General features: G+C 68.3%; 13 protein-coding genes and 1 pseudogene. 7 read left to right on the top strand and 7 right to left on the bottom strand.

All coding sequences use genetic code 11. The features are described from left to right. Window positions 1-327 precede the first annotated feature (327 nt). The 3 genes from WT16_RS24200 to WT16_RS24190 all read left to right on the top strand — a co-directional run bounded on the left by WT16_RS24200 (window position 328) and on the right by WT16_RS24190 (window position 4611). Entirely contained in the window at window positions 328-1590 is a 1263-nt protein-coding gene (locus WT16_RS24200) for a putative glycoside hydrolase (protein ID WP_063534954.1), read from the top strand. Next, window positions 1545-3926, top strand: coding sequence for an exo-beta-N-acetylmuramidase NamZ domain-containing protein (locus WT16_RS24195; RefSeq protein ID WP_063534394.1), 2382 nt, complete (start codon window positions 1545-1547; stop codon window positions 3924-3926). The genes WT16_RS24200 and WT16_RS24195 overlap by 46 nt, the downstream gene beginning before the upstream one ends. Before the next feature lie 145 nt (window positions 3927-4071). Further along, window positions 4072-4611 (top strand): Hsp20/alpha crystallin family protein, encoded by a 540-nt coding sequence (locus WT16_RS24190; protein ID WP_006028443.1) that lies wholly within the window; start codon window positions 4072-4074, stop codon window positions 4609-4611. A gap of 211 nt (window positions 4612-4822) precedes the next feature. Here the strand turns inward: WT16_RS24190 and WT16_RS24185 are convergent, their stop codons facing one another. The 3 genes from WT16_RS24185 to WT16_RS24175 all read right to left on the bottom strand — a co-directional run bounded on the left by WT16_RS24185 (window position 4823) and on the right by WT16_RS24175 (window position 7051). Next, the gene (locus tag WT16_RS24185) at window positions 4823-5170 is read right to left on the bottom strand and encodes a hypothetical protein (protein ID WP_015602628.1); all 348 of its coding nucleotides are present in this window, start codon (window positions 5168-5170) and stop codon (window positions 4823-4825) included. 191 nt (window positions 5171-5361) lie between these two features. Then, a complete protein-coding gene (gene ald / locus WT16_RS24180; RefSeq protein ID WP_006028441.1) occupies window positions 5362-6477 on the bottom strand; it encodes an alanine dehydrogenase in 1116 nt (371 codons plus the stop codon). Between the two features lie 124 nt (window positions 6478-6601). Beyond that, a complete protein-coding gene (locus tag WT16_RS24175) occupies window positions 6602-7051 on the bottom strand; it encodes a CBS domain-containing protein (protein WP_006028440.1) in 450 nt (149 codons plus the stop codon). A 370-nt stretch (window positions 7052-7421) separates the two neighbouring features. Here WT16_RS24175 and WT16_RS24170 point away from each other — a divergent pair, with 370 nt between their 5' ends. Together WT16_RS24170 and WT16_RS24165 are read left to right on the top strand one after the other, a co-directional pair. Next, on the top strand, window positions 7422-9554 hold the full coding sequence (locus WT16_RS24170) for an NAD(+) synthase (RefSeq protein WP_063534393.1): 2133 nt from the start codon (window positions 7422-7424) through the stop codon (window positions 9552-9554). A 90-nt stretch (window positions 9555-9644) separates the two neighbouring features. Further along, on the top strand, window positions 9645-10631 hold the full coding sequence (locus WT16_RS24165; protein ID WP_063534392.1) for a ribose-phosphate pyrophosphokinase: 987 nt from the start codon (window positions 9645-9647) through the stop codon (window positions 10629-10631). Here the strand turns inward: WT16_RS24165 and WT16_RS24160 are convergent. Both WT16_RS24160 and WT16_RS24155 read right to left on the bottom strand, forming a co-directional pair. Next, complete coding sequence (locus tag WT16_RS24160) at window positions 10609-11685, bottom strand: hypothetical protein (RefSeq protein WP_015603633.1); 1077 nt, start codon at window positions 11683-11685, stop codon at window positions 10609-10611. The genes WT16_RS24165 and WT16_RS24160 overlap by 23 nt on opposite strands. 243 nt (window positions 11686-11928) lie before the next feature. Continuing rightward, entirely contained in the window at window positions 11929-13863 is a 1935-nt protein-coding gene (locus WT16_RS24155; protein WP_063534391.1) for an SMP-30/gluconolactonase/LRE family protein, read from the bottom strand. A 147-nt stretch (window positions 13864-14010) separates the two neighbouring features. Here WT16_RS24155 and WT16_RS24150 point away from each other — a divergent pair, with 147 nt between their 5' ends. Continuing rightward, window positions 14011-14532, top strand: coding sequence for a hypothetical protein (locus WT16_RS24150; RefSeq protein ID WP_156521488.1), 522 nt, complete (start codon window positions 14011-14013; stop codon window positions 14530-14532). Between the two features lie 62 nt (window positions 14533-14594). Here WT16_RS24150 and WT16_RS24145 read toward each other — a convergent pair whose 3' ends face one another. Both WT16_RS24145 and WT16_RS24140 read right to left on the bottom strand, forming a co-directional pair. Next, window positions 14595-15056 carry an SRPBCC family protein gene (locus tag WT16_RS24145; protein WP_063534952.1) on the bottom strand — a complete coding sequence of 154 codons (462 nt, stop codon included), beginning with the start codon at window positions 15054-15056 and terminating at the stop codon, window positions 14595-14597. A gap of 98 nt (window positions 15057-15154) precedes the next feature. Beyond that, a pseudogene (locus tag WT16_RS24140) lies at window positions 15155-15286 on the bottom strand (formaldehyde dehydrogenase, glutathione-independent); the annotation flags it as partial. A gap of 176 nt (window positions 15287-15462) precedes the next feature. Between WT16_RS24140 and WT16_RS24135 the strand changes: the two are divergent. Continuing rightward, the gene (locus WT16_RS24135; RefSeq protein ID WP_006028432.1) at window positions 15463-15960 is read left to right on the top strand and encodes a helix-turn-helix domain-containing protein; all 498 of its coding nucleotides are present in this window, start codon (window positions 15463-15465) and stop codon (window positions 15958-15960) included. Window positions 15961-16439: the final 479 nt, after the last annotated feature.

Genomic DNA, 16439 nt, shown 5'->3' with positions numbered 1-16439 from the left:
ACCGGCGATGCACGCGCGCGCCGCCGGACGCGCATGCGACGCGCGCCGGTGACGCCGGACATCGAGCCCCTCCTCGGCATGGGAATTCCCAAGCGGACTGTAAGGTTCGAGCGTGACGTCAGCGTGATGCGGAGATGACGATGGCGGGTATCGGAATTCGGGCCGTCGCGCGCGTCGTCGCGGAAAACCCTGCCGACCGGATGATTGATCTGCCTCAGTGCGCCAGAACGACCAACAATGAAACTGGCTGAAAAACGTCTGGCGAGGCTCCCATGAGAGTCTTTCCTCTTGATCCGCGCGGCGCGTCGCGCGCCGCGTGAGGCGGTCATGGCTAGCCGCGCCGCCATTGCGATCCTGTGCCTGCTGGTCTGGCTGCCGGGCCACGCGGCGACGGTCGCGATTACCGTCGTCGATGCCGCGAGCGGTCGCCCGCTTGCGGGCGCGACCGCCTACGCATCGGGCACGGCCCGAATCACTGCGGCGGACGGCAAGCTCGCCGTGCCGGCCGCGGCCGGCGGAGCCGCCACGACGATGAGCGTGACGGCGCCCGGCTACGCGCGCGCGGAAACCGCATTGCGCGACGGGGACGCGGCGCGCATCGTGCGCATGATGCCGCTGCGTCCCAAAGCGGTTTATCTGTCCGCGTTCGGCGTTGCGAACCGGGCGCTGCGCGACGCCGTCCTCGCGCTGCCCGGCAAGACCGCGATCAATGCGCTCGTGATCGACGTGAAAGGAGATGACGGAGCGACGCCGTATCGCAGCGCGGCGCGCGAATCGATCGGCGCAGCAGCCGTTCGGCGCGACGCCGCGCCGCGCGCGATCGATCTATCTGCGCTGGTGCGCGCGCTGCACGCACGCGGCCTTTATCTGATCGCACGGATCGTCGTGTTCAAGGACGATCCGCTCGCGGCCGCGCACCCGGATTGGGCGGTGCGCGATGCCGCCGGCGCGGTCTGGCGCGATCGGGAGCGCCAGCGCTGGATCGATCCGACCGTGCGCGGAGCCTGGGAGCACCACTACGATCTCGCGGAAGAAGCAGCCCGCATGGGCTTCGACGAAATCCAGTTCGACTACTTGCGCTTCCCGGACGCGAACGGCCTGCGGTTCGGCGAGCCCAACACCGAATCGAACCGCGTCGCGGCGATCACCGGCTTTCTGATGGGTGCGCGGGCGCGACTGCGGCCGTACAACGTCTATCTGTCGGTCGACATCTTCGGCTATGTCTGCTGGAATTCAAACGATACGCGCATCGGCCAGCGGCTCGAGACGCTCGGGCGCACGGTCGACTACATTTCGCCGATGCTGTATCCGTCCGGCTTCGCGTGGGGCGTGCCGGGCGTCAGGAAGCCGACCGAGCGGCCCGGCGAGATCGTCCGCCGCTCGCTGGCGAAAGCCATGCGCCGCACCGGGCTTGCCGGCGTGCGCTTCCGGCCGTGGCTACAGGCTTTTCGCGACTACGCGTTCGATCGCCGCACATTCGGCGCCGACGAGATTCGCGTGCAAATCGACGCCGCCGAAGCGGCGGGCACGGACGGATGGATGGTATGGAATCCGCACAATCGCTACGATTCCGCTGCGTTGCCGCATTGAGCGGCGCGCTGATGCTGGCATCGCCGGTGTCGGCGCCGCCGGGCGCGCATGCCGACGCGGGCCGCCACCCCGCGCCGCAATCGGCGGCCGTCGCGATCGGCGCCGCGATCGACGCGGAGATCGCCGACGGCCACATTACGGGCGCGGTCGTCGTGACGGGCGACGCCGGCGGCGTGCGCGAGCGCGTGGCTCGCGGCTGGCGCATGACGGGGCCGGCCGCCGAAGCGATGACGGCCGACACCGTGTTCGATCTCGCCTCGCTCACGAAAGTCGTCGCGACCGCCACGGCGGTCATGCAGCTTGCGGAGCAAGGCCGGCTCGCGCTGGATGCGCCGGCCGCACGCTACTGGCCCGCTTTCGCCGCGCAGGGCAAGGCCGGCGTGACGGTCCGGCAGTTGCTCGCGCACACGTCCGGCTTGCCCGCCGGCGTGACGTCGACGCGGGCGCTGCGCAGCCGGGCGGCGGTGCTCGCCGATATCGCGCGAATGTCGCCCGTGGCGCCGCCGGGAACGCGCGTGATCTACAGCGACGTCAACTACGTGGCGCTTGGCGAGATCGTCGAGCGCGTGACCGGTCGGCCGCTCGATGCATGGTGCGCGAAGCATGTCTTCGCGCCGCTTCGCATGGCGACCGCGACGTTCCGGCCCCGCGCCGCGGCGATCTCGCGCGTCGCGCCGACCGCCGTTCGCGACGGCCGCCTGCTCAGGGGCCGCGTGCACGACCCGATCGCCGCGGCAATGACGGGCGTCGCCGGCAATGCCGGCCTGTTCGCCAGCGCCGACGATCTCGCACGCTTCGCACGGATGCTGCTGAACGGCGGCGCGATCGGCGCGGCGCGCGTGCTGAGCCGCGCGAGCGTGGCCGCGCTCGAGACGCCGGCCACGCTCGACGCCGAAGGCGATGCGCGCACGGCCGGCTGGGAACTGCAGCCGCCGCTCGCCGCGAATCGCTATCGGCTGCCGCCGGTCGGTCTGCTGCGGCACCTCGGCTATACGGGCACCGGTCTCTGGATCGATCTCGTCACGCATCGCTTCGTGATCGTCCTGACGAGCCGCCTCTATCCGGACGAACGCGGCGACGCGGCGCCGCTGCGCGAACAGGTGCTCGGCATCGTCGCGAGCCGCTCGCCACCCGTATCCGCCGAACGGATCGCCGAGGAAGCGCCCGCGATGGCGGCGGCGCTCGCGCGGGCGGCGCGAGCGCCGGCCTCGGCCGGGCCCGTGCTGGCCGGCATCGACGTGCTCGAGTCGAACGGCTTTGCAGCCGTGGCCGGCAAGCGAATCGGACTCGTGACGAACCGCAGCGGATTCGACCGGCTCGGCCGGCGCACGATCGATCTGCTCGCGCACGCGCCCGGCGCCCGGCTCGTCGCGATCTTCGCGCCCGAGCACGGGCTCGGGACCGACGTCGACTCGCCGTTCGGCGATGCGACCGACGCGGATACGCACGTCGTCGTCCACAGCCTGTATGGCAACCGGCGACGGATCGCGCCCGCGATGATGTCGAACGTCGACGTGCTCGTGTTCGACATCCAGGACGCCGGCGTGCGCTTCTTCACGTATCTCGCGACGCTGGGTTACGTGCTCGAGGCGGCGGCGGCCGCGCACGTTCCCGTGGTCGTGCTCGACCGGCCGGACCCGCTTGGCGCCGACGTCGCCGGGGGGCCGGTGTCGGACGCCGACACCGGATCGTTCACGAACTATTACCCGTTGCCGCTCGCGCCCGGGATGACGATCGGCGAGCTCGCGAAGCTGTTCGACGATCGGCTTCGCATCGGCGCCGATCTCGTCGTGGTGCCGATGGAAAATTACCGGCGCACGATGCGCTACGGCGATACCGGGCTCGGCTGGGTGCCGCCGTCGCCGAATCTGCGCGATGCCGCCGCGCTGTCTCTGTATCCGGACGTCGGCATCGTCGAAGGCGCGGACATCAGCGTCGGACGGGGCACCGCGACGCCGTTCCGCGTGGTCGGCGCGCCGTGGATCGATGGCCGCGCGCTCGCGGACGACCTCGGCGCGATGCATTTGAACGCGACGTTCGCGCCGGCCCGGTTCGTGCCGACGGAAGGGCCGTACCGCGGCGCGCTCTGCGAAGGCGTGCGGATCGAGCGGCTGCCGGGAACGGTGCGGCCCGGCAGCGTGGGGCTTGCGCTCGCGCTCGCACTGCATCGGCGCTATCCGGACCGGTTCCGGATCGATGCGATCCGTGCGTCGGTCGGCTCGCGCAAGGTGGCCGACATGTTGGCCGACGGGCGTCCGCTCGACGAGATCGAGCAGGTCGTCGACGCGCAGAACGCGGCGTTCGCGCATGAGCGGGCCGCGTATCTGCTGTATTGACGCACGCGTTCACGGCGGAGGGCCGCGCGGCGGCGCGTGCGTGCGGAGCCGATTCGCCGCCCCATTTTGAGCGTTGACCTTCGTCAAGAATCGCAACCGGTGCCGGCCGAGAATGAACGCTCCATTGACGAGAAGGAGGTGCGACATGAGCGAAACCACCAAGCTGCCGGTCAAGAAGCCGCGGGAAAGCACGGAGCGTTCGTTGACCGCGCCGTTCTGGCACCCGATCGAGACGCTGCGGCGCGAGATCGATCGCCTGCTCGACGATTTCGATCACGGCGTGCGCGTGTCGTCGATGCGACGGGCGATCTTCGACATCGAGCCGTTCTGGCGCCGCGAACGAGAGTGGGCGGCCGAGCCCGCCGTCGACTTCGTCGAAACCGACACGTCCTACGAAATCACCGCGGAATTACCGGGGCTGAGCGAGAAGGATATCGAGGTCAAGCTCTCGAACGGCGGCCTGTCGATTCACGGCGAAAAACACGAAGAGAAAGAAGAAAAGCGCAAGGGCTATTACGTTCACGAGCGTCGCTTCGGCGCTTTCGAGCGGTACTTCCGAGTGCCGGACGGCGTCGACCGCGACAGGATCGACGCGTCGTTCGACAAGGGCGTGCTGAAGGTCACGCTGCCGAAGACGCCCGAAGCGTCCAGGGCCGAGAAAAAGATCGAGATCAAGGCCGGCTGACGCTCCGCGGCTGCCCGGCGGCCACCGCACGCGCCGCGGCGCGGCCGTGAACATTGGCGCGCGTCGGCGACCCCGGCATCGTTCGAGGTCGCTCGACGATATTTTGGGATGCAGACCGTGACTCCCGGTCGATGCGAAATGCTTCGCCGCGGGCGGCCCGCGACGCCGCGCAACGCGCAGCGCGCAGCGCCTGCGGCCGGGCGGCGGCGGCTCAGAACACAACCTGCAGCACGACGTCGAATGCGAGCACGAGCGCCGAGCAGATGATGCCGAACGTCAGGTTCGAGAGCCGGTGCTCGACGTCCGGATGCCGGCCGACCCACGCGGTGATGAAGAACAGCCCGTCGAGCACGACTTGCAGCGCGAACACGATCAGCATCAGCGTGAATTCGTAGCCCGCCTGGGACAGTTCGTTGAAATGCCAGCCGTGCCGGCTGACCCAGTATCCGACGCGGTACGCTTCGTAGCCCGCGAGAAGCAGCGGGAACAGATAGGAGACGAAGTAAGTCGGCACCGTTGCATGCCGGAGTTCGGGAAAGAAGTGATGTCCGGTCCGCACAATAGCCTCCGATCCGTGCATGCGCGCATCGCGCCGATGCCGCTCACGATTTCAGCGTATGCATTCGAACACGCCGGCGATTGATGTGCGTCAATCCGCCGTCACGGCCGGGCATGCGCGGCGCGCATCGGGCTGGTTTGCCGCGCAGCCCGCCGGCCGATCCGCGTTCGTTCGGGCTGCTGCGCAACGATTCAGTCCAGCATCTCGTCCGCGTGCATGTAGGCGAGACCGAGCGCGCGCGCGACCGCTTCGTGCGTGACTCGGCCGTCGCAGACGTTCAGCCCCGAGCGCAGATACGGATCGTCGGCGAGCGCGCGCTTCCAGCCCTTGTTCGCGAGCGCGATCGCATGGCGGATCGTCGCATTGCCGAGCGCGAACGTCGACGTGCGCGCGACCGCGCCGGGCATGTTCGCGACGCAGTAGTGAACCACGCCGTCGACGACGTAGGTCGGCTGCGCGTGCGTCGTAGGATGCGACGTCTCGAAGCAGCCGCCCTGATCGATCGCGACGTCGACGACGACCGCGCCGGCGCGCATCTTCGACACCATCTCGCGCGTGACGAGCCGCGGCGCGGACGCGCCCGGTACGAGCACCGCGCCGATCACCACGTCCGCGTTGCGCACCGCGTCGTCGATCGCATGCGCGTTCGAATGGAGCGTCGCGATCCGGTTGCCGAAGATCAGGTCGAGCTGGCGCAGGCGATCGACGCTGGTGTCGAGCACGGTCACGCGCGCGCCGAGGCCGACCGCCATCTGCAGCGCGCAGGTGCCGACGACGCCCGCGCCGAGCACGACGACGTGCGCGGCCGGCACGCCGGGCACGCCCGCCATCAGGAGGCCCATTCCGCCACCGGGACTTTCGAGATGCGCTGCGGCAACCTGAATCGACATGCGGCCGGCCACCTCGCTCATCGGCGCGAGCAGCGGCAGGCCGCCGCCGGGAGCGGTGACGGTTTCGTAGGCGATGCAGACCGCGCGCGACTTGACGAGCGCCGCCGCCTGCTCGGGATCGGGCGCGAGATGCAGGTACGTGAACAGGATCTGCCCGCGCCGCAGCATCGCGCATTCGGCCGGCTGCGGCTCCTTGACCTTGATGATCATGTCGGCGCGCGCGTACACGTCGGCCGGGTCGTCGGCGAGCGTCGCGCCGGCCGCCGCGTAATCCTCGTCCCGCAGGCCGATCGCCGCGCCCGCGCTGCGCTGCACCAGCACCTGATGGCCGTGCAGTGCAAGTTCGCGCGCACCCGCCGGCGTCAGGCCGACGCGATATTCGTAGACCTTGATCTCCTTCGGCACGCCAATCAGCATGATTTGTCTCCTCGGGTTTTGGTGCAGAGTCTACTCGCATGCTCGCCGCTCCACCCAACCGGGCGGCCGCGATGCGCTTGCTCCCTCCCCCTGCCGGCGTCCGAAGCGTGACGCACGTGATCGGCTACGCGCGGAAGCGTTGCTCCTCGACCTGCTGCAGCTTGCTGACTTCCGCAATTCCGCCGAACAGCGCCGCAAGATACTCGACGATGTCGTCGAGCGTGACGATTCCGGTCAGCCGGCCTGCGTCGTCGACGACCGGCAGCCTGCGAATGCCTGAACGGCGCATCTCCTCGAGTGCGACGGCAATTTCGTCGGTCTCCGATACGACGATCAGACCCCGCGACATGATCTGGCCGGCAGTCACATGGCCCGGATCTTCGCCGCGCGCCATCACTTCGATGACGAGATCCCGGTCGGTGACAAGGCCGATCGGCACGGCGTCGCCATCGCGGTATTCGATCACGACGATATCACCGACATGAACGTGGCGCATGCGCTCTGCCAATTCGAGCGCGCTGCAATCGACCGTGCAGAATTCGACGGGCTGGGTGCTGATTCTTCCGATATGCATGGTTGTCTCTCCTGTGCCAATGGCCGCGCACGGCGAAGCGCGTCGCGCGACGTATCGTGCGATCAGGTTAGGAGCCGCCACTCGGCGGGGATTGACGTACGTCAACGCATCGCGCGCGGCGAACGCGGGCGCAATCGACGCGACGCGCTGCGAGCCGAATGCCGCTGCCTCGGCCCGCGTCGGCGCTTCCGCGCGGACTTGATGTCCGTCAAATCATCCTCGCGGCTTTGTTCCTAGATTCGAAACGTCAGGCGCTGTGCGGCACGTCGGGCGCGCCGCGGCTCGCCCGCCTGGCCGCGCGCAGCCCACTCGGCGAGCGTTCCGCCCCCGACGCATGTGTCGGCCCGCGGCGCGCCATCCGGAGCAAGCAATGACGACCCCCGCCCGCCCTCGCCGCCCGGCGACCGGCGACGCACCCGCGCAACGCTTCCTCAATCCGTACCGGCACGGCTTCGTCCGGATCGCCATCGCCATACCGCCCGTGCGCGTCGCGGACCCGGCCTTCAATGCGGCGCGCACGATCGACGCGATGCGCGACGCGGCGCGCGAACGCGCACTGGTCGTCGTCTGTCCGGAACTCGGCCTGTCCGCCTATACCTGCGACGACCTCTTCCAGCAGCAGGCGCTGCTCGACGCCGGCCTTGCGGCGCTGGACGACGTGGTCGCCGCGTCGAACGATCTCGCGACGGTCGCCATCGTCGGCGTGCCGCTGCGAATCGGCGCCACGCTCTACAACTGCGCGGCGGTCGTCCATCGGGGGCGAATCTGCGGAATCGTGCCGAAGACCTATCTCGCGAACTACCGCGAGTTCTACGAGGCGCGGCAATTCGCGTCGGGGGACGCGCTCGCGCAGGAAACCGTCGATCTGCCGATGCAAGCCGGGATTCCATGCGGAAGCCGCCTGCTGTTCCAGGCCCGCGCGCAGCCGCTGCTGACGTTCCATGTCGAGATCTGCGAGGATTTGTGGGTGCCGATTCCGCCGTCGTCGTATGCCGCCCTCGCCGGCGCAACGGTGCTGTTCAACCTGTCCGCCTCGAACGCCACCGTCGCGAAGGCGCAATACCGGCGCGCCCTCGTCGGCAACCAGTCGGCCCGTTGCCTGGCCGCGTACGCATACAGTTGCGCGGGCGCGGGCGAATCGACGACCGATCTCGCATGGGACGGCCACGGCATGCTGTTCGAGAACGGCATGCTGCTTGCGCAGGCGCGCCGCTTTGCGCCGACGCCGCAGCTCCTGTTCGCCGATGTCGACGTCGAGCGTCTCGCCAGCGAACGGATGCGGCAGACGAGCTTCGCGCACGCCGCGCTGCGGCACCAGAGCGCGTGCGCGGCATTCCGGACGATTCCGATCGACGTCGCCGTCGATTCCGATGGCGTGTTGCCGCTCGCGAGGGTGTGCGAGCGATTTCCCTATGTCCCGTCCGATCCGGCCCTGCGCCACGAACGCTGCGAGGAAATCAGCGCGATTCAGGTGCAGGGGCTCGTGACGCGGATGAAGGCGGCCGGCGTCGAGCGTCTGGTGATCGGCGTATCGGGCGGGCTCGATTCGACTCTTGCGCTGCTCACGTGCGTGCGCGCGGCGGATGCGCTTCGTCTGCCGCGGGATCACGTGCTTGCGTGCACGCTGCCGGGCTTCGCGACGAGCGCGCGCACGGCGGGGCAGGCCGCCCGCCTGATCGCCGCGCTCGGCTGCCGGCACATCGGCATCGACATCCGGCCCGCCTGCACGCGGATGCTCCGCGATCTCGACCACCCGTTCTCGCGCGGCGAGGCGTGCTACGACGTGACCTTCGAAAACGTGCAGGCCGGCATGCGCACCGATTACCTGTTCCGCCTCGCGAACCGGCATGGGGCGCTCGTCGTCGGCACGGGCGATCTGAGCGAGCTCGCGCTCGGCTGGTGCACGTATGGCGTCGGCGACCAGATGTCCCATTACGCCGTCAACGCGAGCATTCCGAAAACGCTCGTTCGCTACCTCGTGCGCTGGGCGGCCGAGCAGGGCCCGTTCGCGGGCGCAGCAAGCCCGGTGCTGCACGACGTGCTCGCGACGGCGATCAGCCCCGAACTGATTCCGGGCGACGCCCATGCCGAACCGGCGCAGCAATCGGAAACCGCCGTCGGTCCGTTCGAGTTGCAGGACTTCAATCTCTATTACCTGCTGCGGCTGGGCTATCGGCCGTCGAAAGTCGCGTATCTCGCCTGGCATGCATGGCATGACGCAACGCGCGGCCGCTGGCCCGACGTGCCGGACGGCCAGCGGCATGCCTATTCGATCGGCGAGATCAAGCACTGGCTCGAAATCTTCGTCACGCGCTTCTTCGAGGACATGCAGTTCAAGCGCAGTTGCCTGCCGAACGGCCCGAAGGTCGGCTCCGGCGGTTCGCTGTCGCCGCGCGGCGACTACCGCGCGCCGAGCGACGCGAGTGCGCGCGCCTGGCTCGCCGACCTCGCGACGGTGCCGGAGACCATCGATGACGACCGCTCCGCCCCTGCGTCGCGCTGAAGCGGATGCCGCCGCCTCCGCCATGACCGCGCCGGCGTGTCTTGCCCGTCGCCGCCGCGGCGACGGCTCCTGAATCGAGGATCTCCCACCATGACATACAGCCCCTTCAGCCTCTTTGCCTTCGCGACGAGCCGCTCGTTCGGCGAGCGGCTCGCGGCCCATCTCGGCGTCACGCTCACGGCGCACGAAGAGCGCGCGTTCGAGGACGGCGAACACAAGACGCGCCCGCTCGTCAGCGTGCGCGGACACGACGTCTATGTCGTGCAGTCGCTGTACGGAGAAGCGGGAAGCTCCGTCAACGACAAGCTGTGCCGGCTGCTCCTGTTCATCGGCGCGCTCAAGGACGCCTCCGCCGCGCGCGTCTGCGCGGTCGTGCCGTACCTGTGCTACTCCCGCAAGGACCGACGATCGCAGCCGCGCGATCCGGTCTCCACGCGCTACGTGGCGGCCATGCTCGAAGCCGTCGGCGTCGATCGCATCGTCACGATCGACGTGCACAACGTCGCCGCGTACCAGAATGCGTTTCGCTGCCCGACCGAACACCTCGAAGCCAACGGGCTGCTGGTCGACTGGTTCGCCGGGCAGGCGGGCGAGCTGCCCATCGTGGTCGTGTCACCGGATGCCGGCGGCGTGCGCCGCGCGGAAGATTTTCGGGCGAGGCTCGCCACGCGGCTCGGCCGCCCCGTCGACGCGGCCTTCGCGGGCAAGCTGCGCAGCAGCGGCGTCGTGACCGCCAAGCCGCTCGTCGGCGACGTCGCGGGCCGCTGCGCGGTCATCGTCGACGATCTGATCGGCTCCGGCACGACGCTCGCCCACACCGCCGCCGACTGCCGGGCATTGGGCGCGCAGTCTGTCTATGCGGTCGCGACGCACGGGATGTTCTTCGACCGCGCCGCCGAACTGCTCGGCGGCGACGCGCTCACCGCGCTTGCCGTCACCGACTCGGTGCCGCCGTGGCGCGTGCCGCCCGGCGCGCTCAGAGACAAGCTCACCGTGCTCGACAGCGCCCCGCTGTTCGCGGAGGCGATCGCGCGCATCCATCGCGGCGGCTCGCTCACGGACCTGCTGCGGCGCTGATGCGCGCCGCCGTCCACAGGCGCTCGCAGCAACCGGCGTGCCGCTGCGCGAGCGCGACGTATGCGCGCGCGCGATCGCGCCAGACCGGGGTCGCCCGGAACGCCTTCTCGCGCAGATGCCAGGCGGCCAGTCGCGCGCGCGTCATCGCGCGGCAGCTCTGATAGAAATGCACGAGCGCGTCGTCGACGGCGTCGCCGCTCGCCGCGCGATATTCGTCCAATAGCGCGCGCGCGAAGTCGGGCGCGCCGAGTCGCTCGCATTCGAGTGCGAGAAAGCCGATCTCGTCGGCCATGTCCTGCGTGCGCAGCCGCCTGGAGAATTCCAGGCAATCGATGATCGCGATCTGCGCGTCGATGCAGACGTGCTCGGGCCGCAGATCGCCATGCCCTTCCACGATGCGCCCCTGCCGGACGCGCGCGTCGAAGCGGGCGGCCTCGGCGTCCAGCAGCGCACGCTGCAATACGCAAACCGCCCGAACGACCTCGACAGGCTGCTCGAACATCGGCCGGCGCAACGCACGTTCGTTGCAGTCGATCGTTCGGCGCAAGCCGTCGCGGTACAGATCGGCGCCGCCTCGCGCGGGGGCAAGCGAGCGGTAGAACGCGCTCAATCGCTCCGCGACGCGACGCGCGTCTGCCCGCGTCGCGGTCCCGTGCAGCAGCGCCCGGTCGAGCATCCGTTCAGCAGGCAGGCGCTTCATCTCGACGAGCCAGTCGACGATCTCGCCCGCGCCATTCGGCCTCAAGCGGCCGTCCGAATCGATCGTGAGCGGCACCGCATCGAGATAGACGTCCGCCGCAAGCCGGCGATTCAATCGGACTTCCTCGTGGCAGAAACGCGCGCGCGCGGCGAGCGAGCGAAAATCGAGCTGCGACGCCCGCACCGGCTTTTTGAGTTTCCACGCATGGCGATCGGTGAGGAATACCCAGGACATGTGCGTTTCGATCGCCGTCACCGCATGCGCGCCGTCCGGCCAGGTAGCGGGCTCCCGCAGCCGGGCGACTTTCTCCATCAGCGAGGCGACGGGCGACCGCCCACGATCCGCATCGATCATGCAAGCCTCTGATCCGAGTACGCGATTCGCACCGCTCAGATCGCGCATTGAGCGTGGGTGGCGCGGCGAGGCGCACGCGTCCCCGACGGCCGCGCACCGGCTCGCCGTGCGACGTTCCGATGCCGATGCGCCGCCATCGACACGGCCAGCATAGATTTCGGCGCGGCGGCAATGTTGCGCGAGATCAAGCGCGGGCGCGTTGCCGCGGCGCTCGGCCGCCGCTTTCACGGACGCAACGCACGATCAGGGCTTCCAGCGATAAACGGTGATGCTGTTGCCCTTGACGTTGTTCTTCGTGACCACGTATTCGCCCGTCGATCGGAGGTATGCCCTGACGCCGTACATCGAATCGACGGCGCTGCTGGCGTCGACGGTGGCGGTGCTGGTGTTGACCAGCGTGGCGTCGAGCTTGCCCGTGGCGAGGTTGAAGGCGTCGATGTCCGGCCTCGCCGGCCCCCCGCTGCTGAACCAGTAGCCGACGAACAGGTGATTGCCGGCCGCATCGATCGACTTGGCGCCCGCGCTGGCGAGATTGATCACCGGATCGGGCGCGGTGGTGTTGCCCGCGCGCCAGCCGTGATACACCTCGATCCGCGTGCCGATCGACGTCCAGTCCGTGCTCCCCGCGATGCCCTGCGCGAGAATCATGGTGTCGCTGTCCGCGAGGTAGACGATGCGCGTCAGCGGCTGGACGCTCGCAGGAATGCGGACCGGAATGCCGGCTCCCCATGCCGGCTTGCCGCTCGCGTCGAAACCGGTCAGCGGGTAATGGTAGATCGAGCCGGTCTTGTCCAGCCCCGCCCACACGCCGCCCTTGCTGTCGATGCAGAATCCGCCCGTGACCCGCTGGGTCGTATTGAACGCGGGGCCGGGAATCGATGCGTCCGGAATGGCGACGTAGCCATTCGCGTTGTTGAAATGGAAAAAGTAGAAGATCGGCGGATTCTGGCCGGACGCCACGAGAATCCGGTTCGCGCCAACGGCGACGAGTTGCCCGAAATGCTCGTCGCGCTGCGTATCGTTCATGTCGATGCGCGGGTCCGACGGGTAGGAGAACGGATCGACGGTGTTCGCGACGAAGGCGCCGCCGGCGCTGCCGGCATGGATGTTGGTGCCGCCGTAGAACAGCGCGCCGTCCGTGGCCGGGTCCGGCGCGGCGACGCCCTCGAAGTTGAGGGACTGAAGCGTCCACTGCAGGTTGCCGGCGCTGTCGTACGCATGAATGTCGGTGCCGCCGTTGCGGCCGAGGTCCCAACTGCCGCCCCACGGGTTGTTGAGCACATAGAGATTGCCGGCGGTGTCCTTGCCGATGCCGGCGACGCGGGTGAAGCGCTTCGCGCCCACCTGGCCCTTGATGCCCGTCGTGGCGTCGAGATAGCCGCCCCGAATGCCGAACGTGCCGGCGAGCGCCGGCGTGCCCGAGACGTCGTAGCGCTTGATGTTCATGTCCGGGCCCTCGTCCCCGACCATCAGTTGCCCCGACGACGCATCGAAATCGAGCGCGGACGGCTGCGATCCGACGGGCATCCGGATGGTGTTCAGCAACGCGCCGGCCGGGCTGAACTCGACGATCGCGCCCGCGCTCTTGCGTGCGACCCAGACGTTGCCTGCGCGATCCACGGCGAGCGCGCCCGGGCCCGAGACGCCGATGTCCCGCTGCCAGACGCCGCCCGTCGTGAAGATCCGGACGCGATTGCCGTAGAAGTCGCTCGCATAGAGGAGCGAGCCCGCGGTGGCGAGCCCGGTGACGACGTCGACCCGAGGCTGGTTGTTCGACGCGCTGACCTGAATGAAAAGATCGCGAGCCCGGGTGGCGCGGTTGTAGCGCCCGACCGCGCCGCTTCCATGCGACTTGTCGTACTGAAGCGCGACGAAGATCGACGTCGCGTTGCCCGTGATCGCGCCGCCCTGAAACTCGGCGTGCGAGCCGATCGAGCCGAGGCTCTTGCCGTTCTGATAGATCGCGACGCCGCCCTCGTATTCGTCCCACATCGAGGACGTGTAGATGACGCCTTCGGGCGCGACCCACATCGAACGCGCGGTGTTGCCCACGTGGGCCGCGAGGGTGCCGTAGGTGTTCGCCAGCCAGTCGGTGGTGTTTTGCGCGTGACAGGCCGGTGCAATCGCGGCGATCGCTGCCGCGACGAGCGCAGCATGCATTCGTCTTGTTTCGACCATGACTGATGCCCTCCTGAATGTGGCGATCATTCACGTGAATGGTCGGCCAGCCGGATTTCTCGACATCCGTGATCGGTGATTGATGAAATCTTCCTCGGTATCGCTGGCGCAGCCTGCAGTCTGTATTGCGTCCGGTGTACCGTCAACGTGCGCGTGACGAACGCGTTGCTGCCGGGGGGCGGCATTGGCATCGGCATCGGCGCGGCGCGCCCTCATCCGGAATCGCACTACAATCCGACATTCGTTCCGACGACAGCGTCCCGCACCATGCCCTTCCTTCGAATCTCGATCCTCACCGCGCTGGCCGCGGCCATCTGCGCGGCCGCGCATGCGCAGGCAGTCGACGACACGCCCGCGGCCGCCCCGGCATGCGCAATCGCGATCGTCACGGGCGTCGGCGGCGCCGCGCCGAACCTGCGCGAATATCTCGCCGCGCGCGAGCGCGATCGCTACCGCTATCTCGCGGACCATCCGCTCGACTGCCGCGTGTCCGAAGACGGCCGCGCATCCGGCTGCGCCGGCCTCGCGTATCTGCGCCGCGAGCGCGTCAGCGTGTACGACGATGGCGACGACACGATGCTGGACGTCGTCGCGCGCATCGACCTCGATCACGGCACGTATCCGGCGATCATCTCGGTGCTGAAGCGCGACGTGCGGTGCGAGCAGTAAGCGCCGCAATCCGATTGAGCGTCCGTGCTGTCAGGGCGACGAATGCACGGCTGCGCCCGCGTTCATTCGACATACGCCGCGAGATTGGCCAGCGATGAGTTCATGCCGGTTTCATGATCCGCTCGATCGATGCCAAGCGGAACGTTCTCGGCCGTCACGGTAACGATCGTGCCGCCCTCCGCCGCCCTCAGACTCCATGTCATCGTCATCGTTCCGGCAAAGGCCGGATCGGCGGCGGCGAACTCGAAAGCCTGAACGATACGTTCCTGCGGCACGAGGTCGACAAATCGACCCGCCACGACGTCAGTATTCGCGGTCGATTTGCCGGAAGCCGTAGCGAAGGTAAGCGTCATCTGAAATCGCCCGCCCGTCCACGGCTCGAAAGCCTGGACCTGCGCAGTCGCGCCCTGCGGCGGCAACCATGTCGACACGGCGTCGCACCTCACGAACGCATCATAGATCGTTTGGCGCGACGCCTTGATCAGCCTTGCCGCCGTGTCGCGGCGGCCTGTCAAACGGGTCATGGTTCTGCTCCATCCTTTTGCGCCGGCCTGTACGGCCGGATCGGATTCGATCATGAGCCGCCCCGTCCGCGCTCGGCAACACGATCGGACCGATCCGGTCATGCGGCTGCCGCCAGGCTCCCGTGCGGATCGATCACGAATTTCTTCGGCACGCCAGCATCGAATTCCGCATATCCGTCCGGCGCCTGGTCCAACTCGATGACTGCCACATCCACGAGCGCCGGCAAAGGCCGGCCCCGGACACGGCAGATCCATGCCGGCATCGTTTTATAATGCAACCACGGCATGCTGGAATGCCAATCCGATTTTGCAACAATCCTGCGTCCGCCCATCACCGGGGGCGCAACGGCCGATCCCGCGCCATCACGGACTCGACGTGCGCGGCCGTCTGCTTTTTGGGAATCAAATGGGCAAGCGAACTAGTCACAAGGAAAGCGGCTGCGGCGTCGCGCGTCCACTCGACGCGATCGGCGACAACTGGTCGTTGCTGATCGTGCGCGACGCATTCGACGGCCTGCGGCGGTTCGGCGAGTTTCAGGAAAGCCTCGGGCTCGCGAAGAACATCCTCGCAGCCCGGCTGCGCAGCCTCGTCGAGCACGGCATCTTCATCACCGTGCCGGCGTCGGACGGCAGCGTCCATCACGAATACGAGCTGACCGAAAAGGGGCGCGCGCTGTTTCCCTTGCTCGTCGCGCTGAGGCAATGGGGTGAAGACTATTGCTTCCCCGGGAGTGCCGCGCGCGTGCGCCTCGTCGATCGGCAAACGGGTCGGCCGGTCAAGCGCGTCGAAGTGTACGCTCAGGACGGCAACCTGTTGCAGCCTGAGGACACCGTCGTGCGTGTCGTCAAACCTCGCGCGGCAACTCGCGCGGCAACCAAGTCGAAAACGACGGGTTCCCGTTAAGCCGATACTCGCGACTTGGCGGCCGTAACCGCCTGCGCCCGCTCCGCCGAAGCGGCGCTCACGATCTCGCAACGCCGGCAAATTGGCGTCGCTTCATCCCGCTCCCGTCGCCCGCCTCAGCGGGCCGCATTCGGCGAACGCCGAGCGCGGCTGCCCTGCCGCACGAAAACACCGCGCCGCGCGCTCGCACACGAATCCTCCATGCGCTCTTTTTTTGGCGGCTCGCGGTCAATCGTCCAGTAGGTTGCAATATGAAACCATGAGTGCTATAAAGCGGCATTGTCGGCCTCATCGGTTCGGAAAAAAGGAACATACGATGCAATCGCAACGTGGAACGACATGCGCCTACGGCGCGACGCACAGCCGACCGGGCTCGCCGCCGCCACAAGCAAGGCGGCGCACCTGAATCAGGCAATCCGAGCCGATGCGGCCGGGCGTTCGCGTCTTGCCTTCGTCAAATCGATGCATTCCTCAATATC

Source organism: Burkholderia sp. MSMB1589WGS (genome assembly GCF_001636105.1).
Classification (GTDB): Bacteria; Pseudomonadota; Gammaproteobacteria; order Burkholderiales; family Burkholderiaceae; genus Burkholderia; species Burkholderia humptydooensis.
The sequence above is the reverse complement of the archived record's forward strand: the minus strand, read 5'-3'. Positions and strand labels throughout refer to the sequence as shown.